Origin of the sequence: Paenarthrobacter sp. MSM-2-10-13 (genome assembly GCF_011605365.1) — a bacterium.
Taxonomy (GTDB): domain Bacteria; phylum Actinomycetota; class Actinomycetes; order Actinomycetales; family Micrococcaceae; genus Arthrobacter.
In genome coordinates this window covers 186582-211190 of sequence record NZ_JAAOXO010000007.1, presented here as the reverse complement: position 1 = coordinate 211190, position 24609 = coordinate 186582, and the positions used below count along the sequence as shown (strand labels likewise).

Sequence of the window (24609 nt, the reverse complement as noted above, 5' to 3'; positions counted from 1 at the left end):
TGAACGATCCGAGGACAACACCAGCTGCACAGCTTCCTCACGGAAAGCCGCATCATATTTTCTTCTAGGACCAGTCATTCTGAAGTCGATCTCCCATCAACCTGTCTCAGAAAACCATACGGCCGCAATCCTTCTCACATCACCACCAGGAAGAACGGGAAGTGCGAGAGCGTCAGCGAAAAGCCAACGGGAAGTGAGAGAGCGTCAGCGAAAAGCCAACGAGAAGTGAGAGAGCGTCAGGCCTTGGCTGCTTCGACGAAAGCGCGGATCTTGGCCAGGTCCTTCACACCGCGGGATTCCTCGACGCCGGAAGACACGTCCACTCCCCATGCGCCGGCTGCGGCGGCGGCGAAAGCTACGTTTCCGGATTCGAGACCGCCGGCAAGGAGCCACTCGCGCCCATCGAGCTCTTTTGCGCGCACGGAGGCGTAGTCCCACGACTCCCCTGAGCCGGGAACAGCGGCATCGATCAGGAAAATGTCCTCGCCCAGATCAGCGAACTCATCCTGCGAGGCACTCATGGTGACGGCCCGGATGAGGCGCATCCCGGCGTCGTGCACCGTTGTAACGTCGTCGGCTGTCCGGTGACCGTGCAGTTGCACCCAGTCGAGGCCGGCGGCGCGTGCCGTCGCCACCGCATCAGCGGCGTCCTCGTGCCGGAAAACACCCACAGCATGAACACCTTCAGGCACCAGCGGCAGCAAAATGCGCACCTGATCCGGGCTGACTTCGCGGGGGCTGGCCGTGAGAACGAAACCAACCGCGTCCGCACCGGAGTCCACCGCTTCACGCACGGATTCGGGCGTGCTCAAACCGCACACTTTGACGAACATTCCCGTGCCTCCAGCCGTCATCAGAACGTTTTCCACATATGACGTTATCAAGCCGCATTGCCAACGCAGAAGCGGCGTCCACCACTAGGCTGGTCGAATGGAGATTATCCGCTTTGCCGACGTCCGTCCCGAACCTTGGCGCAACGGGGGCGGGGTGACGCGCGAACTCGCCAGCCATCCGAAGGCCGCCTCCGCACAGGATGGCACCTGGGATTGGCGCGTCAGCATCGCGGACGTTTCCAAGGCTGGGGAATTTTCTGTGTTTCCTGGCATGGAGCGGGTCATCACCATCATCGACGGCGAATTGCTGCTCCTCACGGTGGACGGCTCGGAGCATCCGTTGGAGAAGTACCGTCCGTTCCGTTTCTCGGGCGAGGCTGCATCCTCGGCCACCCTTCCGACCGGCGACATCCGGGATTTGAACGTCATCGCACGCGAAGGTGCTTTCAAGGGCTACACCTCCATTGTGGAGATCTCCAAGAAACGCGCGCACCCGGTCTTCGAGGGCCAGCTGGCCGTCCTGCTTGAGGGTAAGGCCACGGTGGCGCCCGGGGCCGCTGTTGAGGAACCAGACGCTGTGGAGGACGGATCCGACGGCGACGGTGCGGCACCCAGCGTCAGTGAACCAGTCGAGCTCTCCCGATACGACGCCGTGGTTGGCTCGGATACCCGCAGCCCTGAAATCTCAGGCCGGGGTTTCGTGGCAGTCATCTCGATCGATCATGTGGACCCGTCGCACGCCTGAGCTGGTGACGTTAACCACCAGAGGTGGCCACCCCGCATGGGAGTTGCTAGCCTGAAATGAAGGTTCCCCTCCGGAACCTCCGGACGACGGTTCAGTACCCGGCACGCGACAAGACTGGCCAAAGGAAAACGTCATGTCGTGGATAATTCTGATTCTCTCCGGAGCACTCGAAGCCGTGTGGGCTGCGGCTCTTCACCGTTCCAAAGGCTTCCGCAAACCTGTCCCCACCGTTGTATTCCTGGTGTCCGTTGTAGCCAGCATGGCCGGACTCGCCATTGCGATGCAATCCATTCCCACCGGCACGGCTTATGCAGTGTGGGTTGGCGTGGGCGTGGTCCTGACCGCCACATACGCCATGGTCACCAAAGTTGAACGCGCGACGACGGCCCGGCTGCTTTTGCTTGCGGGCATCGGCGCATGTGTCATCGGCCTAAAGGTGGTGGCGTAGCCATGACTGAGAACACTGGAAACACTAAGAACACCAGCAACGGAATCTTCTGGATCATCCTCTTGGCTTCAGCTCTGCTGGAAGCCGTATGGGCAACCGCTTTGGGCCTGTCCAACGGCTTTACGCAACTCACGCCAACGGTGGTTTTCGCCGTCACTGCCGTCCTCAGCATGCTGGGGCTGGGCATTGCCGTCAAACGTATCCCCCTCGGCACTGCCTATGCAGTGTGGGTGGGTGTTGGTGCGGCACTGACCGTTGGCTGGGCCATGATCACGGGTGTGGAAACCGCGAGTCCGTTGAAGCTCCTGTTCATCGCGGGAATCGTGGGCTGTGCTGCCGGACTGAAGGCCTTGCCCGCGGAGAAGCCTGTAGCAAAGGCCGAGTAGCAAGCACTCCCCGCGTTCCTTCCCCTACCCCCGCAAGCCCCCGTGGCCGCGCGCCCGCTGCCTCATGCCCTCTCTAGCCCCGGCCCTCCCGCCCCGGCCCTCCATTTCGATGGTTCCCTGCGAAACGTGCCGTGCGCCCGGCACTTCTAGCAGGGAACCCCCGAAATGGCCGGCAAGGAGGTGCGCAGGGCAGGGAGGTGCGCAGCGCGCGGGTAAGCGCAGGAGTCGGACCCCAGCAGGAATACCCTTAGCGTTCGTGGAGTTCACGCCATCAAAGGGCACTCTGGAACACCTACGCGTATTGGAGAAGTTCATGACGGCAGTTCAACTCGGCGATGGCCTCACTGCAAGCCAACTCGGCTTCGGCGGAATGGCCCTGACCCCGGTGTACGGCGGAATCGAGCCTGATGAAGGGCTCAAAACGCTGCGGCACGCGGTGGACGCCGGCATTACGTTCATCGACACCGCAGATGTTTACGGCGCGGGCAGCAACGAGGAACTCGTAGGCAGGCTCTTGAAGGAGCGCCGCGACGAGATCCAGGTGGCCACAAAGTTTGGAATTGAGGGCAACCCCGCGGACGGGTACACGGGAGTCCGCGGGGATGCGCCTTACATCAGGCAGGCGGCGGAAGCGAGCCTCCGCCGTCTGGGCACTGACGTGATTGACCTCTACTACATGCACCGCCGTGACCTCCGCGTTCCGATAGTGGAAACCGTGGAGGCCATGGCGGAGCTGGTCCGTGAGGGCAAGGTCCGGCACCTCGGTTTGTCTGAAGTGACAGCCGAGGAGCTCAGGCAAGCCAACGCCGTCCATCCCATTGCCGCGGTCCAGAGTGAATGGTCAATCTGGAGCAGGGATGTTGAGCTCAACGTTGTTCCTGCAGCCAAGGAACTTGGCGTTGGGTTCGTGCCTTATTCGCCGCTTGGCCGCGGTTTCCTTACGGGAACCGTTAGCGCGAGCGACCTTGGGGAGAATGACTTCCGCCATAAGATCCCCCGTTTTGGTGATGAGGCACTTGATGCGAACCAGGCCGTCGTGGCTGCGGTTCGCGAGGTAGCCAGCGGGCTGGATGCAACTCCGGCCCAGGTAGCCCTGGCTTGGCTGTTCACCCAAGGTCAGCGCCTCGGGATTTCGGTGGTTCCCATCCCCGGCACGCGCAAGACGCACCGGATCGACGAGAACCTGGGGGCACTGTCCCTGCAACTGGGGACAGCACATCTTGAGGTACTCGACCAAGCAGCGGCCGCCGTCGTGGGTTCACGATCCGCCGACCCCAACTGGGTGTCACAGGGCCGCGAAGCCAAGAACGTAGGCTGAACGAATGGATTCACTTATTCACTCACTGCGTGACGTCACTATCCGCAGCATTTCTGTCAGCGAGATGAACAACAATGTGTACCTGTTGACCTCAAAGTCCACGGGTGCGCAGTTGTTGATCGACGCCGCCGATAACCTTCCGGCCATTCAGCAGCTTCTGCAGGACGCCGCCGCGGATGCTGCCGTGACGCCGAAACTCGCAAGGATTGCCACCACCCACCAGCACTGGGACCACGTCCGTGCGCTGCCTGAGTTGGTCGCCGTCACCAGCGCAAGCACCTCAGCTGGAGCAGACGACGCCGATGCGTTGCCGGTTCCGGTGGATGTCCGCCTTGGTCACGGCGACGTTGAGCGGTTTGACGATGTTGAGCTCACGGCGGTCCACCTGCGTGGACACACCCCGGGCTCGATCGCTTTCGTTTACCAGGATCCGGACGGGCCGGCCCACATTTTCAGTGGCGACTCGTTGTTTCCGGGTGGCGTCGGCAACACACAGAACGATTCCGCACGCTTCACTTCTCTGTTGAACGACGTGCAGGAGCGACTGTTCGACGCTTATCCGGACGAAACCCTGGTTCACCCGGGCCATGGATTGCCCACGACACTGGGTGCCGAGCGGCCACACCTTGAGGAGTGGCGCGCCCGAGGCTGGTGACTTGTGGGGCCTGCTCTGCGTCCTAAACCCAAGGAATAGCGCGCAGAGCGGGCCTCACAACGCGGCGGCCTTAACTTGCGGGGCCTGCTCTGCGTCCTAAACCCAAGGAATAGCGCGCAGAGCGGGCCTCACAACGCGAGACCTAGCGGCCGCGACGCTCGTTGGACGCGGGAGCTGATGCACGACGCGGGCCGCTGCGTGCCGGACGACCTGCGCCGGAACCACCACGACCGGAGTTGCCGGAAGCACCTGAACCGTAGGATCCGCCGGACGTCGCGCCCGTAGCGGAGGACCATACGGCCTTGTTCCCGCCCGTACGCGTCGAGGTGGTGGATGCCGTGCGCGGAGCCGAAGCTGAACGCTGGCCGGTAGCCGGACGGCCGCTGCGGCCGTTCTGGCCCTGCGAGCCGGGAACGTCGTTGCGGTGAGTAGCGCCGGCCTTGCCGCGACCGCGCGGGCTGCGTGCGACGTCGTCGTTCATTGCTGCGCGGCGATCTGCACGGTTGGTGTCCGTACGAACCGGCTCAGCCCCAACCTTGCCGCGACCGTTCCGACCACCGCGGCCACCAGCGGTGGGAGCCGCCTGCGTGGAGCGGCGTGCGCGCTTGCGCTGGGCGTTGGCGCCAGTTGATGTGCCGCCACCCTGCTGGGTTTTAGCCGCGAGAAGAGCCGCACGGGTACGGGGATCAACCTTGTCCGCGATGTCGCCAACCAGATCGGCAACCAACGGTGAGTTGGCCGTGACCCGCTCGAAGGAAACGTCAACGCCGGCAGCCTTCATGAGCTTCTTGACGTCGCTCTGCTGCTCGGGGAGCGTCAGAGTAACCACGGTGCCATCGGAACCGGCGCGGGCCGTACGGCCGGAGCGGTGCAGGTAGGCCTTGTGCTCTGTGGGCGGGTCCACGTGGATGACGAGTTCGACGTCGTCAACGTGCACGCCGCGGGCTGCGACGTCGGTGGCCACCAGGACGCGGACGTCACCGTTGGAGAACTCGGCAAGGTTGCGGTCGCGGGCGTTCTGCGACAGGTTGCCGTGAAGGTCGACGGCGGGGATGCCGGCATCCGTAAGGGTCTTCGCGAGCTTGCGGGCGTGGTGCTTGGTCCGCATGAAGAGGACGCGGCGGCCGGCGCCGGAGGCCAGTTCAACAATGAGCTGCTTCTTGACGGTCTGGTCATTGACCACCAGGACGTGGTGTTCCATGGTGGTGACAGCGGCCTGGGGATCGTCCACGGAGTGCGTCAGCGGGTTGGAGAGGTAACGGTTGACCAGCTTGTCAACACCGTTGTCCAACGTCGCGGAGAAGAGCAGGCGCTGACCCTGGGTGGGGGTCATGTCCATGAGCTTCTTGACTACCGGGAGGAAGCCGAGGTCAGCCATGTGGTCTGCCTCGTCCAGCACGGTGACCTCAACGGCTTCGAGGGTCAGGATGCGCTGGCGGATCAGATCTTCGAGGCGGCCCGGGCAGGCGATGACGATGTCGACGCCGGCGCGCAGCGCCTTTTCCTGGCGTGCCTGGGAGATGCCGCCGTAGATGACCGTGGTGTTGAGGCCCATGGCCTTGGCCAGCGGCTCGATGGTGGCGTTGATCTGGGTTGCCAGTTCACGGGTGGGTGCAAGGACCAGGCCCATGGGGCGGCCGGGCTTGCGGAAGTGCTTTGCTTCGCGCTCGGCCAAGCGGGCCACGAGCGGGATGGCGAAGGCAATGGTCTTACCGGAACCGGTGCGGCCACGGCCCAGGACGTCGCGGCCTGCGAGCGTATCCGGGAGGGTCTTGACCTGGATGGGGAATGCCTCTTCGATGCCATCTGCGGCGAGGGATTCAGCAATGGGCTTGGGCGTGCCAAGGGCAGCAAAAGTAGTCATAAACTTCATGTCTTTCGGGCGGTGTCCAGGTGCGGACATCGGCCCCCGACGCCGGTTGGGCCAGGGGTTCGCCGAGGAAAAGTCAGGTGGTCTACCGATTCGCTTTAGCAGCGGTGGCCGGGACCAAATAGAACGCGTTCATCGACGCAGGATGTGCCTCTCACATGAAAAATGCCCCGCCGCGTAGCCTTTCCGGCCACCTGCTTCAGGGCGTCACCGCACATCAAGTGTTCCTAGCTTAGCAGTGATTCCACGGCGGGCCCGCATCGGGGCTGTTCAGGCTCGCGTTGCGGGGCCTTTGCATGGCTCACGGCCCCCAAACCATGCAGAGTAGGCCTCACAACGCACGCCCTCCGCGTTGCGAGGCCCGCTTTGCACCCTTCACGGCTCGCATAGTGCGCAGAGCAGGCCTCACAACACACGCCCTCCCGTTGCGAGGCCCGCTTTGCATGGCTCACGGCCCCCAAACCATGCAGAGCAGGCCTCACAACGGGTCAGGAGTGGCGCGTGAGCTCCGGTTCGGCGTCACGAGGCACGGGCGCGGCAGAGCGGGCGGCAACCCTGGGTGCAATGACCACCCCGACGACGGCGATCACTGCGGTAAGCGCAAAGACCGCAGCGAACGGGCTGGCCGCAAAAGCCTCGAAAACGAGCCCCGTTGCCGCAAGGGACAGTGCGCCACCGAGCGAATCGGAGATGGACATGGCTGCGCTGTTGAAGCCCTGGTTTTCCTCTGTGGACAGTGCCAACGTCATCACCGAGAGCCGCGGGTACATCAGCCCCATGCCGCCACCGGCCAGGATCCACCCGGCAATGGCCACGGCCGCGGGCAGGCTGAAGGCCGCGGTCACCAGGGTGGAGATCACGGCAATAAGTACCAAGGCAGCGCCGATCTTGACGGCGAGGGCATCCGCCAGCCGCGAACCCAACCGCCCCTGAATGGCCGACGCCCCGGCCCATGCCAACGCGGCACCAGTCAGCGTCAGCCCGGCGAAGGTGGGGGTGAATGCGTAGCGCTCAGTCAGCAAATACGGCAAATACACCTCGGCCCCGAAGAACGCCGCCGATGCCAAACCGCGCACCAGGATCACACTGGGCAGGCCGCGCCGGGCAGTGAGGGTTCCCCGCGGAACCAACGGGCGGACAGCCACCAGAGCAAGGACAAGAGCGACGACGGCAATCGCCCCACCCACGCCCGGAACCTCTGCGGACAGGTTCAGTCCGAGGACGGCGGCGGCTGCGAGCGCCGCCCACCCCATCCGGCCGAAGGCCCAGGGGACAGGCTCCTCGGGAGGCCGCGTATCCATCCCGCGCACTGCCGGAACCACCATCAGCAGCGCAGGAATGACCAGGCCCACAACCCCGAGGAACACCCAGTGCCAACTGCTGAGCTGGGCCACCACACCCGCAGCAAAGGGACCAATCAGGGACGGCACCACCCAGGAGGCGGCGAAGGCGGCAAAGATCTTAGGGTGCAGTACAGGCGGGTATACGCGGGCCACCAGGACGTAGAGGGCCACGGTCATTGCGCCGCCACCAAGCCCCTGGACCAAGCGTCCGAGCACCAGCATTTCCATGGTTCCGGCCATTCCGGCGATCAACAGGCCAGCCACGAACAATGCTACGGAGGAGTACAGCGGCGCCGCCGGACCACGACGATCCGACCAGTTACCCGCGGCCACCATGCCCATCACGCCCGTAGCAAGCGGGCCCGCGAAGGCCAGCGCGTAGAGGCTGGCTCCGTCCAGGTCGCGGCTGACGAGCGGCATGATGGTGGTCACCGCGAGGGACTCGAACGCGCTCAGGAACACGAGTGCGCACGCCCCCACGGTGGCCAGCAGGTATGGGCGGCGCAGTATCCCGGCCGTTGAGGTGTCAGAGGTCATGGACGCCAGCCTAGAACCTCAACTAATGTTGAGGTCAATCCACCGCCCCGCCGAGAAAGCGAAACCATGCAACAAGCCACAACGCACCGGCCCCTCACTATCGGTGAGTTGTCCGAGCGGAGTGGAGTGTCAGCGTCGGCCCTTCATTTTTACGAGCGGAACGGGCTCATCGAAGCAGACCGGACGGCCGGCAACCAACGGCGCTACCGCCGCGAAACGCTGCGGCGGGTCGCGTTCATCAAGACCTCCCAACGGGTGGGCCTGCCCCTGAAGGACATCCGCGAGGCGCTGGATTCCCTGCCTGACGGCCGGACACCCACCAAACGCGACTGGGCCAGGCTCTCCCAGCGGTGGCGCGAGGAACTGGACCAGCGCATCGCAGCCCTCCAGCACCTTCGCAATGACCTGGACGGGTGCATCGGCTGCGGCTGCTTGAGCCTGAAGTCGTGCACGCTGCAGAATCCGTCGGACGAGCTCGGAGCCTCCGGTGCGGGCGCGCAGCGTTGGACTTTGCCGGAATAGCAACAGGCATTGCCTTTGAGCGCAACGTCGCGGCACGCTTGGGTAATGACTGAACAAACGCACGACGCCGGCACTCACCACCACGGTCAGCACACCCATGAAGGGGCGCAGCACACCCATGATGGCTCTCAGCAGGGCGGCCTGAACCTCCACGAGGACGCTGACAATGCCGTGGACATGTGGGACGGCATGTACCGGGAACGCGCCAAGATTTGGAGCGGGAACCCCAACCCGCAGCTGGTTGCCGAGGTCATTGGACTGAAGCCGGGGAAGGCGCTGGATCTGGGCTCCGGGGAAGGCGGCGACGCTATCTGGTTGGCACAGCAGGGCTGGACTGTCACCGCGTTGGACGTGTCCGCCGTCGCGCTTGAACGGGCAGCAGCCCATGCAGCGGAGACCGATCACGCGGACCGGATCACGTGGCAGCAGCAGGACCTCACCGAGTGGGAGCCGGAGCCGGTGTTTGATTTGGTCTCGGCACAGTTCCTGCACTCCCCCTTGTTGCCGTGGCGGGACTCGGCGTCAAAGGCGGCGGCCGCCGTCGCACCCGGTGGCACCTTGCTGATCGTGGGTCATCACCCGCACGGGCTCCCTCCATGGAGTCACCATCACGAGTCCGGCATGTTCTTCACGCCGGAGCAGTTGGCGGGTGCCCTGCGGCTGGATCGCGAGCCGTGGTTTGTTGAGGTCCTCACGGACAGGGCGCGGACTATTGAAGGACCTAACGGTGAGTCCGGCACCACGTTGGACACAGTCCTGAGAGCAAGGAAGCACGCCTAAACACCGGCGCGTCTAAATACCGGACGGAAGTAGCTCACCGTAGGGTGGCACCACTGTTCCGGTGGCGGTGGAGTCCGGGTTCAGCATCCAGCCGACGCGCTTGGCCGTGTTCAGCATGACCACGCTCTCCACCAGTTCGATGCCCGGGATCCGCTGCTGGATGGTGAGCTCCATTTCCATGACATCGGCCAGGGATCGCAGCCACATGATCATGGTGAAGTTGGTGCGTCCTGTGGTGGATGCGGAGAACCGGACGTTGCGGATGGCCCTGAGTTCCGTGGCAGCGGACTCGTGCTGGCCGGCGGGAACGTTCGCGAACCATTGCACGGTGATGGGAAATCCGGAGAACTGCTGGGCAATTTCGCAGCGGAAGGACAACATCCTGCTGGCCAGCACACGACCAAGCTGCCGTTGAACCGTTGCTGGATTCCGGCCCAGGGCCCGGGCAATCTCCGCCGCTGTGGCGCGGCCGTCGCGAGCCAGGAACGGGATGAGAGCCAAGTGGGTGTCCGGTAGTGGGGCCACCGTGGCGTCGTACGGGTTTGCTGATTCGGGTCCGGCGAGCGCCTTGAGCGCTTGTTGTTCCGCTTTGCTGAGGACGTTGAGCCGCCACGCGTAGCCGCTGGTATGAATCCGCGTACAGAGAGCTGTGTGGTACTTGGTGAGTCCTCGAATTTCCTTGAGCCTGGGCACTACCTGAGTGCTGAATTGCCCCAGGTCCTGGGTGATCACCGTCAGCATGAGGTCACGGTTGCTGGCAGCTTCTTCCACGGTGATCACCTCGGGAAGCTGAGCGACGGCCGAGGTAACGTCCGGCCTGAGGTGCATTTCGCAGTCGATGTCCACCATGGCCAGACACATATCTTTTGGATCGCCCATCAGGTGCGCGGTGGTCCAAGCTGCGCCTGACGCCCGCATGCGCTCCCACCGGGACGAAAGGGTGGTGGCGTGGACGCCGAGGACGTCGCCGGCGTCGGACCAACTGATCCGGGGCGATATCTGCAAGGCGTTGATGAGTCGAAGATCTTCTTCACTGAGCTCCATGAGCTAATTGTCCCAGATGTCTGCATGAATCCTGCGGCTTGGGTAGAGAATATGCATATTTCCAGATGTTTCACAGCATGTGAATCACATCACCCCAGAATGGCATAAGGAACCTATCCCCGAGCACCACAGGAGAACTCATGACCATTGCTTCCGAAGCCAAGGAACTGCGGGACGACATCGTCCGCCTCCGCCACGACCTCCACCGCGAACCGGAGATTGGGCTGCAGCTCCCCCGCACGCAGGAGAAGGTACTCAAGGCGCTGGACGGACTTCCGTATGAGATCACCCTCGGCAAGGAGACGACGTCGGTCACTGCGGTTCTGCGCGGCGGTGCAGCTCACGCTTCAGCCGAGAAGCCGGTGGTGCTGTTGCGCGCAGACATGGATGGACTCCCTGTGCAGGAGAGGACCGGCGTGGACTACACCTCCCGTGTGGACAACGCGATGCACGCTTGCGGCCATGACCTCCACACCTCCATGCTCGCTGGCGCGGCCACCCTCCTCGCGGAGCATCGCGATCAGCTGGCCGGCGATGTCATCCTCATGTTCCAGCCCGGCGAAGAAGGCTTTGACGGTGCGAGCTACATGATCAAGGAAGGCGTTTTGGATGCTGCCGGTCGTCGCGCCGACACCGCCTACGGAATGCACGTGTTCTCCGCGCTCGAACCGCATGGCCAATTCGTCACCAAGCCCGGCGTCATGCTCAGCTCCTCCGACGGACTCGTTGTCACCGTGCTTGGCGCGGGCGGCCACGGCTCCGCCCCCCACTCCGCCAAGGACCCCGTCACCGCCGCTGCCGAGATGGTCACCGCACTCCAGGTCATGGTCACGCGCCAGTTCAACATGTTCGATCCCGTAGTCCTGACCGTCGGCGTCCTGCATGCAGGAACCAAGCGCAACGTCATCCCCGAGACCGCCCGCATCGAAGCCACCATCAGGACCTTCTCCGAAGAGTCCCGCCGCAAGATGATGGAAGCAGTACCCAGGCTTCTGCATGGCATCGCGGCAGCCCACGGTTTGGAGGCAGACGTGCACTACCAAGAGGAATACCCCCTCACCATCAACGACGAGGACCAAACCACCACCGCGGAGAAGGTCATCGCCGGAATGTTCGGCGAATCCCGCCACACCCGCATGGCAACTCCCCTGAGCGGTTCCGAGGACTTCTCCCGCGTCCTCGCCGAAGTCCCGGGCACCTTTGTGGGGCTCAGCGCCGTTGCCCCCGGCGCCGACCACACGACGTCGCCGTTCAACCACTCGCCGTACGCACTGTTCGACGACGGCGTCCTCACCGACGGCGCGGCGCTGTATGCCGAACTTGCCGTATCCCGCATCGCTGCCCTCGCCGGCAACTAACTCCCTGCCCGCCTGATCTTGGAGAACCACATGAGCACCACCGTAGGAACGTCCCCCGACGTCAAGGTCCACAAATCCCACATGCGCACGCTGGTTGGCACCGGCATCTGCAACGCCGTTGAATGGTACGACTGGGCAATCTACGCCACGTTCTCGCCGTTCATCGCGAGTGCTCTCTTCAGCCAAGCCGACCCCACCTCAGCCGTGCTGTCCACCTTGGCGATCTTCGCCGTCGGGTTCGTTGCCCGTCCGTTCGGTGGGTTCGTGTTCGGCTGGATCGGCGACAGGATTGGCCGCAAGACATCCATGACTGTGGCTGTGGCATTGGGCGCGGTGGGCAGCCTCCTCATCGGCATCGCCCCAACGTTCGCTGCTGTTGGAGCCTTCGCTTCGGTGACGCTTCTGGTGGCCCGGCTCATCCAGGGCCTGGCGCACGGTGGCGAGTTGCCGTCGTCGCAAACGTATTTGTCCGAGATGGCGCCCAAGGAACACCGCGGCTTCTGGGCCACCCTCATCTACACCTCCGGCACTGCCGGCATCCTCGCCGGAACGCTGCTGGGCGCTATCCTCACCGCGACCCTCAGCAAGGACGATATGAGCGCCTGGGGTTGGCGTATCCCGTTCCTGATCGGTGGCGCACTGGGCATCTACGCTCTGTTCATGCGGGCCAAGATGAAGGAAACCGAGGCTTTTGAGGCTGAGACTCCCAACGAGAAGCGCTTGCCCATCTGGCCGCAGATCGTGAAGTACCGCAAGCAGGCGATGCAGGTCATCGGCCTCACTGTTGGCCTGACCGTTGTGTACTACATCTGGGGCGTGGTGGCACCGAGCTACGCTGCAACCTCCCTGAAGATGGACCGCGGAGAGGCGCTCTGGGCAGGTGTGATCGCCAACGTGGTGTTCATTGCCGCCCTGCCGTTCTGGGGCAAACTGTCCGATCGCATCGGCCGTAAACCGGTGATCATCGCTTCCTCCGCAGGTGCCGCGCTCATGCACTTCCCCATGACGTGGCTCCTCAAAGACTCACCCTGGCAGCTGGCAGTGTCCATGTCCGTGATGCTGTTCTTCATCGCCGGCAGCGCTGCGATCGTCCCGGCCGTCTACGCAGAGCTCTTCCCCACGCACATCCGCACCATCGGCGTCGGCGTCCCGTACTCCATCTGCGTTGCCGTGTTCGGTGGCACGGCTCCGTACCTGCAGACGTGGCTCGGCACCATCGGGCAAGCTCAACTGTTCAACGTGTACGCCGTGCTCCTGCTTCTGGTGGGCATCGCGTTTGCCTTCTCCATCCCGGAGACCAAGGGCAAGGACCTCACCGTCTAGCTGCTCCGGCTTTCGTTGCGAGGCCCGCTCTGCGCTCTTCCCAGGGCTTCTGGGATGCAGAGTGGGCCTCACAACGTTAAACGAAACGGTCGCGGCCGGCCCGGTATCCGAAGAAGGCCGCCAGGGAACCGACCACCAGGAACAGGATTCCGGCGGCCGCGAACCCTCCTGTGGCTTGGTGCAGCTGGCCCACCATCAACGTGCCAAGGGAACCCACTCCGTAGCCGACGCCCTGCATCATTCCGGACAGGTGCGCGGCAGTGTGGGCGTCGCGGGTGCGGACCATGATCATAGTGAGGGCCACAGCGGTCAACGACCCCTGGCCCAGGCCGTTGAGTCCGGTCCAGATCCAGATGAGTTCCGTGGGGCCAAAGATCGTGAGCGCAAAACCGCCGCCGGTCATCAGAGCCACCACCATGTTGATGATCCGCTGGTCCTTGAAACGCGTAGCCAGCGCAGGGGCAAACAGTGAGCCCAGCATCTGAAGCACAATCGACACCGACACGATCAGCCCCGCCGTTCCCCCGTCGATCCCCCGGTCGCGGAGTATGGGCGCCATCCACGCAAATACGCTGAACGACATCATGGCCTGCAGCACCATGAACAGGGTCACCTGCCACGCCACGGCTGACCGCCACACGTTCACGCCGCCGTGGACTGCCTGGTGCTTCACGGAAGGTTGCCGGATTGCCAGCGGCAGGAAGAGCAAAAGCACGACGGCGGCAGGCACCGCCCAGAACCACAGAGCCGAGGTCCAGTGGCCGGTTGCCGTAAACACCGGATACGTGAAGCCCGCTCCAAGGGCGGCCGAAGCGCAGATCGCCGTCGTGTAGAGGCCGCCCATCAGGCCAAGCCGGTGTGGGAAATCCCTTTTGACGACGCCGGGAAGAAGGACATTGCACAAGGCGATTGCAGCACCGCAGGCGGCGGTTCCGGCGAGGAGTGCGGGGAGGTGTCCGGCGCCGGGGATCTCCAGGGGCCTGATCACCAGCCCCGCGGTAAGCAGAGCCATGGCCCCGAGGAGCACCCGTTCTGCGCCGAACCTGCGGGCCAGAATGGGGGCGAGCGGGGCGAAGACGCCCAGCAACGTCACCGGCACGGTGGTGAGGACCACCAGCGACCAGCCCGGCAGACCGGCGTCGGAGGTTATTTCCGGCAGGACGGCGGAGAAGCTGGAGAAGACCGTCCGCAGGTTTAGACCGATCAGGACCAGGCAGATGCCCAGGTAAACCAGGCCCCTCTTGCCTCGGAGCTGGGTGGGATCGGGTGCCGGCTCTTCGTCGATCTCCGCGTCCACCGCGATCTCAGGGAGGACAGACTTCTCTGGGTAGCCGGGGGTCTTGGAGGAGGTCACCCGCCCTATTCTGTCAGCCAGTGATTCCTAAGCCCCCAGCTGGCAGTCATTGCCCGGGATGTGACCGGATCTCAGGCAACAATTTCCTGTCCGTGCCAGCCGTCGTCGTCGCGGGTGAACTGCCAGCGGATGTGGGCATCGCCCGACAGGTCCAACCAGTCCAGATCCGTCATGTCGATTCTGATCCAGGCAAAACGCTCCATGGCCGTCTCAACATCACCCGGGCCATCAACACGCTCATCCGGGCAGGGAGTCCCCGGAACCAGCCGGGACGCATAAAGGTGCCGGCTGTTCGGGCTGAACCGCTCCCATGCCCGGCGTCGTTCCTTCTCATCGTCGACCACCGCAGCGTCACCTCTGATGCGCAGCTGAACCCCGCGCTCGTCGTCGTACAAGGTCAGTGCCACCCGTGGCTGGTGGCCAATCTCCGAGACCTTACGGGACAAGGAGTTGGTGGCCACCATGACCCGGTAAGCGGCGCGGTCCACCTCCCGGATGATGACCGCACGTACCCGCGCTCCTCCGTCCGTTCCCGTGGTGCCCAGGAAACCGAGCGTAAAAGGGGTGCGCCCTTTGGTGGCCGCCACCAGAGATCCCAGAACCCGCTCCAGCGTCTCCTCGCTTGTATTCATTGCCCGAGACAGCGGGGAGAAACAACCCGCGTGGTGCTGGCAGGATTGTTGACCAAGGCGGCAGCGGGCCGGACAGGGCGTAGCTGAAGGTTTCCACCGCAGTTCGGGCAAGACCGATGAGGGAACCGGTCAACACAGTCCGGGCACCACGTGCACTCAAACGTACAAATGTAGGCCTCTCCAGAGGGCGGGATGTCACGGTTGCAGCATTCACAGTTCGGGCGGATCTCAAGCATCAGGCAACTCTACCCACAGGGTCACAACTCTCCCTGCCACGGCCGTGGACCGGCGCTGATCGTCTGATCCGGAACGCAGAGGAGACTCGCATCCGAACCCAAGTATTCTGGAAGTGATGAGTGAAACCCCAGATTCCCCGCGACCCGTCACGCCCGGCACCCAGGCCTCCTTCGGAACCTACGGTGGCCGCCCGGTCAGCTTCGTGCGCCGTGGCACCCGTTTGCAGGGCCGCAGGCAGGCCGCGTGGGAAGAGCACGCCGAGCGCTGGGCCATTCAGGTGCCGCGCCACGTAGCCAATACGTCCGTTCACCCTGATTACACCTTCGACGCCGAGGCAGTCTTTGGACGCAAGGCACCCCTGATCGTGGAGATCGGGTCCGGCCTGGGTGACGCCGTGGTTCACGCCGCGGAGCAGAACCCGGACAAGGACTTCCTTGCCGTAGAGGTCTACACGCCGGGGCTGGCCAACACCATCATCAAGATCAACAGCCGCGGGCTGACCAACGTGCGCGTGGTGGAAGCCAACGCTCCCGAGGTCCTGGAGTCGATGCTCCCGGAGGGGTCGGTCAGCGAGCTTTGGGTGTTCTTCCCGGATCCGTGGCACAAGGCCCGGCACCACAAGCGCCGGCTCATCCAGCCTGCTTTCGCTTCCGTAGCTGCCAAGGCACTGGTCACGGGCGGCTACTGGCGCATCGCTACCGACTGGTCCAACTACGCAGTCCACGTTCGCGAAGTGCTGGCAGGGTCCACAGAGTTCGAGAATATGCACGAAGGCGAGCGCAGCGGCGAAGAGAGCCCGTTGACGCAGGTGTGGCAATCCGGCGTCGAATCTGTGGTGGGCGGTGCACCGGTCAGGGAAGGTCGCGCGCCCGTTAGCACCGAGCACACCGGACCGAACGAGGGCGTGGATGTTGAAGGCGGCTGGGCTCCCCGGTTCGATGGCCGGATCCGGACAAGCTTCGAGAACAAAGCCCACGAGGCCGGGCGCATGATCTTTGACCTCACCTACCGCAAAATCTAACCGCAGGACTTTGGGGGAATCATGAGCTATCAGCCACCGATCGAGTACTACCAGCAACCGCAACGTTCCGGGAACCGGGGGCTGGGCGCCGGGATCACGAGCATCGTCGCAGCCGTGCTCTCGCCGATCGCGGCAGTAGTCAGCATTCCGTTGGGCATTGCAGCCATTGCTTCATCAATTAGCCGATACAACCAAGGCAACGACGCTTGGTGGTTTGGTGCGCTCATCCTGGCGGGTGTCGCGGTCCTACTGGCCCTGGTTGCTGTGGTGACCGGGCTGATCGCCGTCTTTCGTGCCGGCCGCATGAACGCAGGACGCATCACGGGCATCATCGGATTGGCCATCATGGCGGTCAACATCTTTGGCATTGTCCTCATGGTGTTCCTGGTGCTCGGCTCAGGTCAGGGGTTCTAAATGCCGCAGGTACGCGCCGAGCGGTTCATTCGGTTGGATCCGGAAATGGCCTTCGCACTGTCCCAGACCACCGGTGAGTTCAGGCTCAAATGGGATCCGTTCATCTCAGCCCAGGCTTTTCTGGACGGAGCCACGGCAGCCGGTAAAGGCGTCCGGACGCGGACCGTCTCGCGCATGGGCCTGAAAATGGTCAGCGAATACGTCTCTTACACACCTCCACGGAATGTTGGTATGACCATGGTTTCCGGGCCTTGGTTCTTTGAGAACTTCGGAGGCGGTTGGCGGTTCACCCCGGACGGCGACGGCACACGGGCAGTCTGGAAGTACACCTTTTCCTGCCGCCCCGCATTCCTGAAGCCCGTAGCCGAGAGGATCGGCAGCTGGGTGCTCGGCCGGGAAATTGAGCGTCGGATCGAGGCATTCGCCCGGGCCTGCGAAGACCAAACTTTGGTGGCCGAGCTCCGCACCCAGGCCAACGAGGTTACGGACCGGTAAGGCTCACGGCACCGAAATCGAGGCCACCGTTTTCTGGGCTTCGTCGCGAAGCTCAACACCGGCGATGCCAGCCAACTGCACCGGTGTGGCACCTGTGATCTTGATCCGGCCGCTGGCTGTGGCCGTCCATCCGCAGGTACGTTCCTCGGCACCGTCCCGGCCCTTCACCCACAGGTAGAGAGTGCCCTCCAGCGGCATGGACCGGCCCTCCACCTCGAGCTCGGTCCCCCAGTTCTTCTTCACCATGCCCACGGTCAACTGCAGCCCGTCGTCTGACTGAACCGAATAGCTGGCGTCCGGTTTCGGCGGCTGATTCAGCAGCGGCCCGGCGAGAAAACCAACCGCAAGGCAGGCAGCGGCGACGGCGCCCACCAAGGCCGCCCACCGGCGTCGTGATTTGCGTCTGCGGACCGACAAGTCAACCAGGACCTTCTCTGGAAGCACCTCGGGTTTCGGTTCCAATGGCGAGAGTGCGTTCGCGCCACCGGCGACAGTCAGGGCCACAGCGTCGGCTGCGGGAACGGCGTCAAGCAATGCGGGCACGCTCTCCAGTTGCTCCAACTCCTGGCGGCATTGAGCGCATGCGGCGAGGTGGTCTTCAAACAAGCGCGCCTCCTGTGGCTCGAGGCCACCCAGCAGGTAGGCACCCAGCAAGTGGTGGACGGAGTTGCCGTTCATCGTTCCACCCCCATCTCATCAAGGATTGTTCGGAGAGCTTTCACGGCGTAGAAAGCCCGGGATTTCACGGTTCCAGCCGGGATGTTCAGCTGCAATGCTGCCTCGGTGACGGTGAACCGCTGGTAGTGCAGGGCCACCAAAACCTGGCGGTGTTCGTGGCTGAGCCGGATCAGCGCCTCCTCCATGAGGACCCTGTTCAGGAGTTCATCAACGCGTTCCGTCGCAGGATGGTCCGGGAGGTCTTGTTCGCCTGCCTCGGAGGGCCGGCGCTGCGCCTTCCTGTAGTTGTCGATGATCACGTTGCGCGCCGTCCGGAACAGGTAGCTGCGCAAACTCCCCGTGATCTGCGGGGCATGCTGCCACACCTTGAGGATGGTTTCCTGCACGACGTCATCGGCCTGGTGGGTGTCCGAGGTGCAACTCAGTACGAAGCGTTTGAGGGCGGTGCCGTGCTCGCGGTAGATCGCAGCCACCACATCCTCGTCCAACGGCATAGCCACCTCCTTCTCTCCGCTGCCCCTTCGCTTATACGACGATGCATGCAAGGAAAAGGTTCAGCTTCATGAACCATTCTTCCCCCAACGGCGTCGTAACCGGCCAGGGCTACCGTGGGACGCGAGGTCGCGGGAAGCCTGCCACGTCACCGGAAGGTTCCGTGTGAACACGCAGGATTCCCGCGAACTGGTGGTACGGCCCATCACCCGAGTGCACGAAGGATGCGATCTTTGAAAGCACGCTCTTGAAACAAGTCCTTCCACTCGACCCGGATAAACCGCCACCCCTCCTCGACGAGCGCCTTTTCCCGACGCCGCTCTTGGAAGATGACCTCATCCGTTGGTCTGTAATCGAAGTATTTGGTGCGCCCGTCGAACTCCAGCGCCAGTTTTTACTCTTCCCAAGCGAAGTCCATGCGGTGACGGCCCAGGCGGGACTGGACCTCAAACTGCGGCTGTGGAGGCTTGATGCGCAGCCGCTGCATCAACTCACGGGTCAACGTCTCGCCAGCAGACTCGGCGCGCGGATCCGCGTTGTCCAAGGCCTTGCGCAGCGTGCGGACACCGCGCTTTCCGGCCGAAACTGCCGCCAGCTGGGAAAGTACCCTGCGGTCTGCGCCCACACGCAATCCATGGTCCATGATCACCAGCGCTTTCGGATAACTCAGCATCCTGGCGCAGTCAGACATCGTGCGCTCAAGCGTAGTCACCCGCAAACCCTGAACCACCACAACATGGTCTTCGGTAAAGCTTTGCGTGTGTCCTCTAACGTCCTTCCCCCAACGGTCAGAGGAAGGCCTGGACGGGTGGATGAAATGAACCCTGTCATCAACACCCCATACGAACAGGCCGTGGAGTCGTGCCGCCGACAAATGGCTATAGACGAAACCACCTGTTGACGACGTCAGCGTTCCATGAGCATGTGCCAGGATGCGCTCCAAAGCCTGCCGCCTGGGGCCCAAGGCTTTCCATGTGTCACTCAGGATGTAGCAGCCATATCTCAAGCGAAACAGTTCGCCGGAGTCCACCAAGGCCTTGATATTTCGACTGTTGAGACCGAAACGGAGTAACTCGTCTGTTCTCCACATGTGGCCCCGCGAAGGTAGTGCCGAGGCCGCCGGGGTGTCACCTTTGCGCGTTGAAGGTGTGTTCATCGGTTCAGCTTGGCCATCGTGAACCGAGTTCCGGAACGGGCATTTCCGGCTATGTGGAAAGCGCCGCGCCGAAACTCCGGGAATGCGGTGAATTCGCTGGAGGCCTCCGCACGAAGACGCGAGCTTCCCGCGAACTCGGAGGTCCATGCCCACAAATGGGTCCGCTAGACTGCAGGCTACTCAGTGGGGAGAGGACATGACACAGGACATCAGCAGCAAAAAGACGCCAACCTTGACGTTCCTGGGGGTGCAGGAACTCGCGTGGACTTTGGGGCTCGTGGCCATGATCATCAATGCCACTGAGCGTGGCCTGGACTGGATCTGGGTGGGCCTGTTGGTCTGCTGGCAGGCATCCATTGTGTGGGGCTTCCTTAAGTTCCGCCAAGCCAGACCACGCTAGAGCGCCGAATTCGCCGGAAACGCGTCGAGACCGCCGGAACGCTACGGCGATTCCGCAGCGTTCCGGCGATCTCGGCAGAGAAGGCTTAGGCGTCGGCGAACTCCTCGGACTCTTCAAACTCCACGGCCGCGATGATCTCCTTGGTCTCCGGGTGGATCATGAAGGCCTCGTCGTCGTCTTCCACCATGATGTAGTCGCCGTGGTCGGTGGAGAAATGCCAGGCGAGGGTCTTCACGCCGTCGTGCTCGTAGTTGGGATCGCCCATGGTGATCTTTTCCAGGGCGTAGCCGGCAACGTCACACAGTTCGCGGATGATGACCTCGAACTCGGGTGCGTTGGCCAGGGCTTCTTCGTCGGCTTCGGCTTGGCGCTCGGCGAGGTCCGGGATCTGGGCCACACGATGTGCGATGTGCTCTTCGATTTCTTCGTCGGAGAGAACCAGCAGCCCCGACTGATCGCGGAGGAACGCACCGTTGAGCTCGGTGATGTCCTCTTCTTCCAGCAACGCCTCAAACTCGCCGTCCAGCTCGTCCAAGGTGACCACGGAAGCCGGCGGAGTTTCGGACTCGTCCAGCTCGCCGTCAAGGTAGGCCTCGGCTTCGTCCTCGGTCAGTGCGTCAAAGGCAGCCGCGGTCCGGTTGAACAACTCAAGGTGGCGGACGGCGCCCATTTCCTCAAGCCCTGACCGCACAAAAGCGTCCACTTCTTCACGCTCCGGTGCTGTGAAGACGTATTGGGCGAAGCCGCCGGCCAACGCCTGGGTGAGGTAGAAATCCACAAAGTAGCTGTTGAGCGCAGCGGTGGCAATTTCGTCGCTGTTGAGGAGCTCTTGGTACATGTGGTTCACCACGTTGACATTGGAATCCACCACATCCGCGTTGCCGGCTTCGAAGCTGGTCTTGTTCAGGACAACGGGGTACTCGTTGGTAGTCAAGGGAAATCCTCACTGCTGAAAGCTGATGGTGCTCCGGACACTTTCAACGTACGCGCGGGAGCGGCGCGGCAATCGAGGATGAGGTTAACGGAGGGCGAAGTTTGGGAGCCGTTTTCTGCTGACTAAGATTGAACAGATATCCTCCTGCCGAAAGTAGCCCTGCGCATGCCGTCCCACACAGACGAAAACTGGGAACTGGCCATTCAGACTCCTGCCATCACGGACCGCTCGCTCGCGGCCGGACTGGCCTATGCCATGGGCAGCCGCGTGAACGGGATTTCTTTCGACGCGGCCACAGGCCTCCTGATGGGCAAGGTTCGCGGTACCGGTCCGCAGCCGTATTCGACGTCGGCAAAACTGGTTCGCAAGCCCAGCGGCTGGAGCTGCACTGTGGGTATTTGCAGCTGCCCGGTCCGTAAGGACTGCAAGCATGTGGCCGCATTGCTCTTCACGGCGGAGGACCACCCCACCATCCGCGCCCAGCTTCTCTCCCAGGCCCCCGGCATTCAAACCTCACGGGTTGGCTCGGGCCAGCAGGGCGGGTCGGCACGTCCTGCTTGGGAACAAGCCCTCAACAGGCTGATCACCAAGCCCGGCACAGCGCCCAGCGCGGCGGGTATCCAGTTGGCACTTCAGTTCGAGATTGAGGAGCCGGCGGCCCACTTCTCCTACACGGGCCGACGCGATCCCATGCGCAGTGTCCGCCAGCTCAAAGCGCGCCCGGTCATGATGGGTGCCAAGGGCAAATGGATCCGCGGCGACGTCTCCTGGAACAACCTCAGCTACGTTAGCTTCCGGCGCGAATTCAACGAGGTCCACGTCGAATGGCTTCAGACTTTCCTGGCTGCGCACGGTTCAAGCAACGGCCGGCAGCAACCCTCCGGCGCCATGTGGCTGAGCCTGAACGATTTTGCCGCCAAAAACCTCTGGACCCTCCTCGCCGAGGCAACCAAAGCCGGCATCCCACTCATCCATTCCGCTGGTAGCGAGCCCGTTCGCGTCGAGACGCAACCCGCCGTCGTCGGCCTCAGTTTGGCGCGCCTGGCCACCGATTCGGACACCGCACAGCACGAAGCGCCCGACGGCGGCCTGCAGCTTGCGCCGTCAGTCACCCTGGGCGGGGAAGCCGTGGATCCCGGATCCGTGGGTTTCCTGGGCAAACCGGCCAACGGAATCTTCTTCACGCACTCCGGGGAAACCCTGCCCGGCGTGCCCCAGCAGAAGAACCTCATCACCCTTGCGCCCATCGAGGGTGGCATCAGTGATGAGTTGCTGGAATTCGTCATGGACGGAGACACACTTCAGATCCCGGCGGAAGACGAAAGCCGGTTCCTGACCTCGTTCTACCCGAAGCTGCGGCAGTCCACGCCCGTGCAGGCTGCGGATGAATCGGTGGAGCTGCCCACGCTGGCTGTGCCCACCCTGTCCCTGCTGGCCAACTACGGAACGGACCACAAGGTCCGGCTGCACTGGGAGTGGCACTACAAATCGGGCACCCTCGTCACCGCCCAGCCGTTGTGGCGGCACCCGGACGATCGCGGCTACCGCGATGACCTTGAAGAAGCCCGGATTCTGGAGTCGCTGGGGAGGCCGTGGGACGTGGTGCCCGCACTGGCCGAATCGGCGACGGGCGGCTGGGGTGCGCCCCGAATAGCTGCCTCCGCTGAGCTCAGTGGCCTGGACACACTGGCGTTCACCGAAGAGGTGCTGCCAGCGCTTCAGGAACTGCCCGACGTCGTGGTCGAAACCTCCGGCGACATCGCCGATTACCGTGAGGCCGCCGAAGCACCCGTGGTGTCCATTTCCACCAAGGAAACGGCAAGCGGCGACTGGTTCGACCTCGGAATCGTGATCACCCTCGAAGGCGAACCCGTCTCTTTCGCCGCAGTCTTCTCCGCGCTCGCCGCCGGAATGAGCCGCATGCTGCTGCCCAGCGGTGCCTACTTCTCGCTGGACCTTCCGGAGTTGCACCAGCTCCGCGCGCTGATCGACGAAGCCCGGTCCCTGCAGGACAACCCGGACAACAAGGACGGCACCCTGCAGATCAGCCGCTTCCAGGCCGGCCTCTGGGACGAGCTGGCGCAGTTGGGAATCGTGGACGAACAGGCCGCCGCGTGGCGCGAAGCCGTTGGCGGGCTGCTCGACGACGGCGTGACCGGACTTCCCCTCCCGGCGGGACTTAACGCCGATCTTCGTCCGTATCAGCTTGAAGGCTTCAACTGGCTCAGCTTCCTGTACAAGCACAGCCTGGGCGGCGTGCTGGCTGACGACATGGGCCTGGGTAAGACCGTGCAGGCCATTGCTCTGATCTGCGCGGCGAAGGACCTGGCCGCGGAAACTGCTGCTGCCGCTCAGGGTGACTCTGTTGAGGTGACTCCCCGGGCCCCGTTCCTGGTGGTTGCGCCAACCAGCGTGGTGAGCAACTGGGCGGCTGAAGCGCAGCGTTTTGCCCCGGGCCTGGTGGTGCGTACCGTCGGTGAAACCTTCGCCAAGAGCGGCCTGTCCCCTGCCGAAGCGTTGGCGGGTGCCGACGTCGTTATTACTTCCTATGCCCTGTTCCGCATTGACTACGATGCCTACGCCTCCTTCCAATGGGCGGGGCTGATGCTCGATGAGGCGCAGTTTGTGAAGAACCACCAGTCCAAGGCCTACCAGTGCGCTCGCAAGCTGCCGGCGCGGTTCAAGCTGGCGATCACGGGCACGCCCCTGGAGAACAACCTCATGGAGTTCTGGGCGCTGACCTCCATTGTGGCGCCGGGACTGTTCCCGAGCCCCAAACGGTTCGCGGAGAACTACCAAAAGCCGGTGGAAAAGAACGGCGACTCCGCCCAGCTGGGCAAGCTCCGGCGTCGTGTGCGTCCGCTCATGATGCGCCGCACCAAAGAGCAAGTCATCAAGGACCTGCCGCCCAAGCAGGAGCAGATCCTTGAAGTGGTGCTGAACCCGCGGCACCAGAAGGTTTACCAGACGCACCTGCAGCGCGAACGGCAGAAGATCCTGGGCTTGATTGATGATGTGAACAAGAACCGGTTCACTATCTTCCAGTCGTTGACGTTGCTGCGTCAGCTCAGTCTGGATGCCTCGTTGGTGGATTCCTCGTTGTCCGGTGTTCGATCCTCCAAACTGGACGTGCTGTTCGAGCAGCTGGAAGACCTCATTTCCGAGGGTCACCGCGCCCTGATCTTCAGCCAGTTCACCGGGTTCCTAGGCAAGGTCCGCGAACGGCTGGACGACGAAGGCGTGGAGTACTGCTACCTCGACGGCTCCACCCGCAACCGTGGTGATGTTGTCAGCGAGTTCAAGAACGGTGCCGCTCCGGTGTTCCTGATATCGCTGAAGGCAGGTGGATTCGGGCTCAACCTGACCGAGGCAGATTACGTGTTCCTGCTGGACCCCTGGTGGAACCCTGCGTCCGAAGCCCAGGCCGTGGACCGCACCCACCGCATTGGGCAGGCCAGGAACGTGATGGTCTACCGGCTGGTGGCCAAGGACACCATCGAGGAGAAGGTCATGGCGTTGAAGGCCAAGAAATCACAGCTGTTCGCGGACGTGATGGAAGGCGATGCCTTGGCCGGTGGCTCCTTGACGGCGGACGACCTGGCGGCGCTGTTCGCGGAGTAGTTGGTTTTTGTAC

At 63.3% G+C, this 24609-nt stretch carries 24 protein-coding genes, 1 pseudogene and 1 riboswitch; of the genes and pseudogenes, 14 read left to right on the top strand and 11 right to left on the bottom strand.

Annotated features, from left to right (window positions below; translation table 11 throughout):
- Positions 1–236: 236 nt before the first annotated feature.
- Positions 237–833 (bottom strand): phosphoribosylanthranilate isomerase, encoded by a 597-nt coding sequence (locus HAV21_RS15005; RefSeq protein WP_166842290.1) that lies wholly within the window; start codon positions 831–833, stop codon positions 237–239.
- A 97-nt stretch (positions 834–930) separates the two neighbouring features.
- Here HAV21_RS15005 and HAV21_RS15000 point away from each other — a divergent pair, with 97 nt between their 5' ends.
- From HAV21_RS15000 to HAV21_RS14980, 5 genes are all read left to right on the top strand, one after another.
- Positions 931–1578 (top strand): HutD family protein, encoded by a 648-nt coding sequence (locus HAV21_RS15000; RefSeq protein WP_166842274.1) that lies wholly within the window; start codon positions 931–933, stop codon positions 1576–1578.
- 57 nt (positions 1579–1635) lie between these two features.
- Positions 1636–1701, top strand: a riboswitch (guanidine-III (ykkC-III) riboswitch).
- Positions 1702–1711: 10 nt separating this feature from the next.
- Positions 1712–2026, top strand: coding sequence for a multidrug efflux SMR transporter (locus HAV21_RS14995; protein ID WP_166842273.1), 315 nt, complete (start codon positions 1712–1714; stop codon positions 2024–2026).
- A 2-nt stretch (positions 2027–2028) separates the two neighbouring features.
- Entirely contained in the window at positions 2029–2412 is a 384-nt protein-coding gene (locus tag HAV21_RS14990; protein WP_208096893.1) for a multidrug efflux SMR transporter, read from the top strand.
- A gap of 313 nt (positions 2413–2725) precedes the next feature.
- Positions 2726–3730 (top strand): aldo/keto reductase, encoded by a 1005-nt coding sequence (locus HAV21_RS14985; RefSeq protein ID WP_166842272.1) that lies wholly within the window; start codon positions 2726–2728, stop codon positions 3728–3730.
- Positions 3731–3734: 4 nt separating this feature from the next.
- Positions 3735–4385, top strand: a complete 651-nt coding sequence (locus HAV21_RS14980; RefSeq protein ID WP_166842271.1) for an MBL fold metallo-hydrolase — start codon at positions 3735–3737, stop codon at positions 4383–4385.
- A 142-nt stretch (positions 4386–4527) separates the two neighbouring features.
- Here the strand turns inward: HAV21_RS14980 and HAV21_RS14975 are convergent, their stop codons facing one another.
- Entirely contained in the window at positions 4528–6249 is a 1722-nt protein-coding gene (locus HAV21_RS14975) for a DEAD/DEAH box helicase (protein WP_187697096.1), read from the bottom strand.
- A gap of 494 nt (positions 6250–6743) precedes the next feature.
- Positions 6744–8135 (bottom strand): MFS transporter, encoded by a 1392-nt coding sequence (locus tag HAV21_RS14970; RefSeq protein WP_166842270.1) that lies wholly within the window; start codon positions 8133–8135, stop codon positions 6744–6746.
- Between the two features lie 66 nt (positions 8136–8201).
- Here HAV21_RS14970 and soxR point away from each other — a divergent pair, with 66 nt between their 5' ends.
- Positions 8202–8657: a redox-sensitive transcriptional activator SoxR gene (soxR, locus tag HAV21_RS14965; RefSeq protein WP_142937869.1), complete on the top strand. Its 456-nt coding sequence runs from the start codon at positions 8202–8204 to the stop codon at positions 8655–8657.
- Between the two features lie 9 nt (positions 8658–8666).
- A complete protein-coding gene (locus HAV21_RS14960; RefSeq protein WP_166842269.1) occupies positions 8667–9437 on the top strand; it encodes a class I SAM-dependent methyltransferase in 771 nt (256 codons plus the stop codon).
- 12 nt (positions 9438–9449) lie between these two features.
- Here the strand turns inward: HAV21_RS14960 and HAV21_RS14955 are convergent, their stop codons facing one another.
- The gene (locus HAV21_RS14955; RefSeq protein ID WP_166842268.1) at positions 9450–10481 is read right to left on the bottom strand and encodes an AsnC family transcriptional regulator; all 1032 of its coding nucleotides are present in this window, start codon (positions 10479–10481) and stop codon (positions 9450–9452) included.
- A gap of 140 nt (positions 10482–10621) precedes the next feature.
- On the opposite strand from HAV21_RS14955, the gene HAV21_RS14950 reads away from it, so the two are divergent.
- The gene (locus tag HAV21_RS14950; protein ID WP_166842267.1) at positions 10622–11839 is read left to right on the top strand and encodes a M20 family metallopeptidase; all 1218 of its coding nucleotides are present in this window, start codon (positions 10622–10624) and stop codon (positions 11837–11839) included.
- A gap of 30 nt (positions 11840–11869) precedes the next feature.
- Positions 11870–13162 carry an MFS transporter gene (locus HAV21_RS14945; protein ID WP_166842266.1) on the top strand — a complete coding sequence of 431 codons (1293 nt, stop codon included), beginning with the start codon at positions 11870–11872 and terminating at the stop codon, positions 13160–13162.
- Positions 13163–13238: 76 nt separating this feature from the next.
- Here the strand turns inward: HAV21_RS14945 and HAV21_RS14940 are convergent, their stop codons facing one another.
- The 3 genes from HAV21_RS14940 to HAV21_RS14930 form a co-directional block, all read right to left on the bottom strand.
- Positions 13239–14516, bottom strand: a complete 1278-nt coding sequence (locus HAV21_RS14940; protein WP_166842265.1) for a CynX/NimT family MFS transporter — start codon at positions 14514–14516, stop codon at positions 13239–13241.
- 71 nt (positions 14517–14587) lie between these two features.
- Complete coding sequence (locus HAV21_RS14935) at positions 14588–15148, bottom strand: pyridoxamine 5'-phosphate oxidase family protein (protein ID WP_166842264.1); 561 nt, start codon at positions 15146–15148, stop codon at positions 14588–14590.
- Complete coding sequence (locus HAV21_RS14930) at positions 15145–15384, bottom strand: DUF1272 domain-containing protein (RefSeq protein ID WP_166842263.1); 240 nt, start codon at positions 15382–15384, stop codon at positions 15145–15147. The genes HAV21_RS14935 and HAV21_RS14930 overlap by 4 nt, the downstream gene beginning before the upstream one ends.
- A gap of 116 nt (positions 15385–15500) precedes the next feature.
- Here HAV21_RS14930 and trmB point away from each other — a divergent pair, with 116 nt between their 5' ends.
- The 3 genes from trmB to HAV21_RS14915 are packed head-to-tail and all read left to right on the top strand — an operon-like array spanning position 15501 to position 17315.
- Positions 15501–16406: a tRNA (guanosine(46)-N7)-methyltransferase TrmB gene (gene trmB / locus HAV21_RS14925; protein WP_166842262.1), complete on the top strand. Its 906-nt coding sequence runs from the start codon at positions 15501–15503 to the stop codon at positions 16404–16406.
- A gap of 21 nt (positions 16407–16427) precedes the next feature.
- Positions 16428–16820 (top strand): hypothetical protein, encoded by a 393-nt coding sequence (locus HAV21_RS14920; protein WP_142937860.1) that lies wholly within the window; start codon positions 16428–16430, stop codon positions 16818–16820.
- Positions 16821–17315 carry an SRPBCC family protein gene (locus HAV21_RS14915; RefSeq protein WP_166842261.1) on the top strand — a complete coding sequence of 165 codons (495 nt, stop codon included), beginning with the start codon at positions 16821–16823 and terminating at the stop codon, positions 17313–17315.
- Between the two features lie 3 nt (positions 17316–17318).
- Here HAV21_RS14915 and HAV21_RS14910 read toward each other — a convergent pair whose 3' ends face one another.
- From HAV21_RS14910 to HAV21_RS14900, 3 genes and pseudogenes are all read right to left on the bottom strand, one after another.
- Positions 17319–17993 carry a zf-HC2 domain-containing protein gene (locus HAV21_RS14910; RefSeq protein ID WP_166842260.1) on the bottom strand — a complete coding sequence of 225 codons (675 nt, stop codon included), beginning with the start codon at positions 17991–17993 and terminating at the stop codon, positions 17319–17321.
- Positions 17990–18487 carry a sigma-70 family RNA polymerase sigma factor gene (locus tag HAV21_RS14905; RefSeq protein ID WP_142937857.1) on the bottom strand — a complete coding sequence of 166 codons (498 nt, stop codon included), beginning with the start codon at positions 18485–18487 and terminating at the stop codon, positions 17990–17992. The genes HAV21_RS14910 and HAV21_RS14905 overlap by 4 nt, the downstream gene beginning before the upstream one ends.
- Positions 18488–18690: 203 nt before the next feature.
- Positions 18691–19641 (bottom strand): annotated as a pseudogene (locus HAV21_RS14900) (hypothetical protein).
- 196 nt (positions 19642–19837) lie between these two features.
- On the opposite strand from HAV21_RS14900, the gene HAV21_RS14895 reads away from it, so the two are divergent.
- Positions 19838–20041: a hypothetical protein gene (locus HAV21_RS14895; protein WP_142937856.1), complete on the top strand. Its 204-nt coding sequence runs from the start codon at positions 19838–19840 to the stop codon at positions 20039–20041.
- A gap of 85 nt (positions 20042–20126) precedes the next feature.
- Here HAV21_RS14895 and HAV21_RS14890 read toward each other — a convergent pair whose 3' ends face one another.
- Positions 20127–20975, bottom strand: a complete 849-nt coding sequence (locus tag HAV21_RS14890; RefSeq protein ID WP_166842259.1) for a hypothetical protein — start codon at positions 20973–20975, stop codon at positions 20127–20129.
- Between the two features lie 165 nt (positions 20976–21140).
- Here HAV21_RS14890 and HAV21_RS14885 point away from each other — a divergent pair, with 165 nt between their 5' ends.
- The gene (locus HAV21_RS14885; protein ID WP_166842258.1) at positions 21141–24596 is read left to right on the top strand and encodes a DEAD/DEAH box helicase; all 3456 of its coding nucleotides are present in this window, start codon (positions 21141–21143) and stop codon (positions 24594–24596) included.
- Positions 24597–24609 lie beyond the last annotated feature (13 nt).

Coding starts and splice junctions, on each gene's coding strand:
- HAV21_RS14950 (WP_166842267.1), top strand. CDS start 10,622: ATGACCATTGCTTCCGAAGCCAAGGAACTGCGGGACGACATCGTCCGC.
- soxR (WP_142937869.1), top strand. CDS start 8,202: ATGCAACAAGCCACAACGCACCGGCCCCTCACTATCGGTGAGTTGTCC.
- HAV21_RS14920 (WP_142937860.1), top strand. CDS start 16,428: ATGAGCTATCAGCCACCGATCGAGTACTACCAGCAACCGCAACGTTCC.
- HAV21_RS14945 (WP_166842266.1), top strand. CDS start 11,870: ATGAGCACCACCGTAGGAACGTCCCCCGACGTCAAGGTCCACAAATCC.
- HAV21_RS15005 (WP_166842290.1), bottom strand. CDS start 833: ATGTTCGTCAAAGTGTGCGGTTTGAGCACGCCCGAATCCGTGCGTGAA.
- HAV21_RS14895 (WP_142937856.1), top strand. CDS start 19,838: ATGACACAGGACATCAGCAGCAAAAAGACGCCAACCTTGACGTTCCTG.
- HAV21_RS14995 (WP_166842273.1), top strand. CDS start 1,712: ATGTCGTGGATAATTCTGATTCTCTCCGGAGCACTCGAAGCCGTGTGG.
- HAV21_RS14930 (WP_166842263.1), bottom strand. CDS start 15,384: ATGCTTGAGATCCGCCCGAACTGTGAATGCTGCAACCGTGACATCCCG.
- HAV21_RS14910 (WP_166842260.1), bottom strand. CDS start 17,993: ATGAACGGCAACTCCGTCCACCACTTGCTGGGTGCCTACCTGCTGGGT.
- HAV21_RS14980 (WP_166842271.1), top strand. CDS start 3,735: ATGGATTCACTTATTCACTCACTGCGTGACGTCACTATCCGCAGCATT.
- HAV21_RS14985 (WP_166842272.1), top strand. CDS start 2,726: ATGACGGCAGTTCAACTCGGCGATGGCCTCACTGCAAGCCAACTCGGC.
- HAV21_RS14915 (WP_166842261.1), top strand. CDS start 16,821: ATGCCGCAGGTACGCGCCGAGCGGTTCATTCGGTTGGATCCGGAAATG.
- HAV21_RS15000 (WP_166842274.1), top strand. CDS start 931: ATGGAGATTATCCGCTTTGCCGACGTCCGTCCCGAACCTTGGCGCAAC.
- HAV21_RS14955 (WP_166842268.1), bottom strand. CDS start 10,481: ATGGAGCTCAGTGAAGAAGATCTTCGACTCATCAACGCCTTGCAGATA.
- HAV21_RS14990 (WP_208096893.1), top strand. CDS start 2,029: ATGACTGAGAACACTGGAAACACTAAGAACACCAGCAACGGAATCTTC.
- HAV21_RS14935 (WP_166842264.1), bottom strand. CDS start 15,148: ATGAATACAAGCGAGGAGACGCTGGAGCGGGTTCTGGGATCTCTGGTG.
- HAV21_RS14905 (WP_142937857.1), bottom strand. CDS start 18,487: ATGCCGTTGGACGAGGATGTGGTGGCTGCGATCTACCGCGAGCACGGC.
- HAV21_RS14975 (WP_187697096.1), bottom strand. CDS start 6,249: ATGACTACTTTTGCTGCCCTTGGCACGCCCAAGCCCATTGCTGAATCC.
- HAV21_RS14885 (WP_166842258.1), top strand. CDS start 21,141: ATGCCGTCCCACACAGACGAAAACTGGGAACTGGCCATTCAGACTCCT.
- HAV21_RS14970 (WP_166842270.1), bottom strand. CDS start 8,135: ATGACCTCTGACACCTCAACGGCCGGGATACTGCGCCGCCCATACCTG.
- trmB (WP_166842262.1), top strand. CDS start 15,501: ATGAGTGAAACCCCAGATTCCCCGCGACCCGTCACGCCCGGCACCCAG.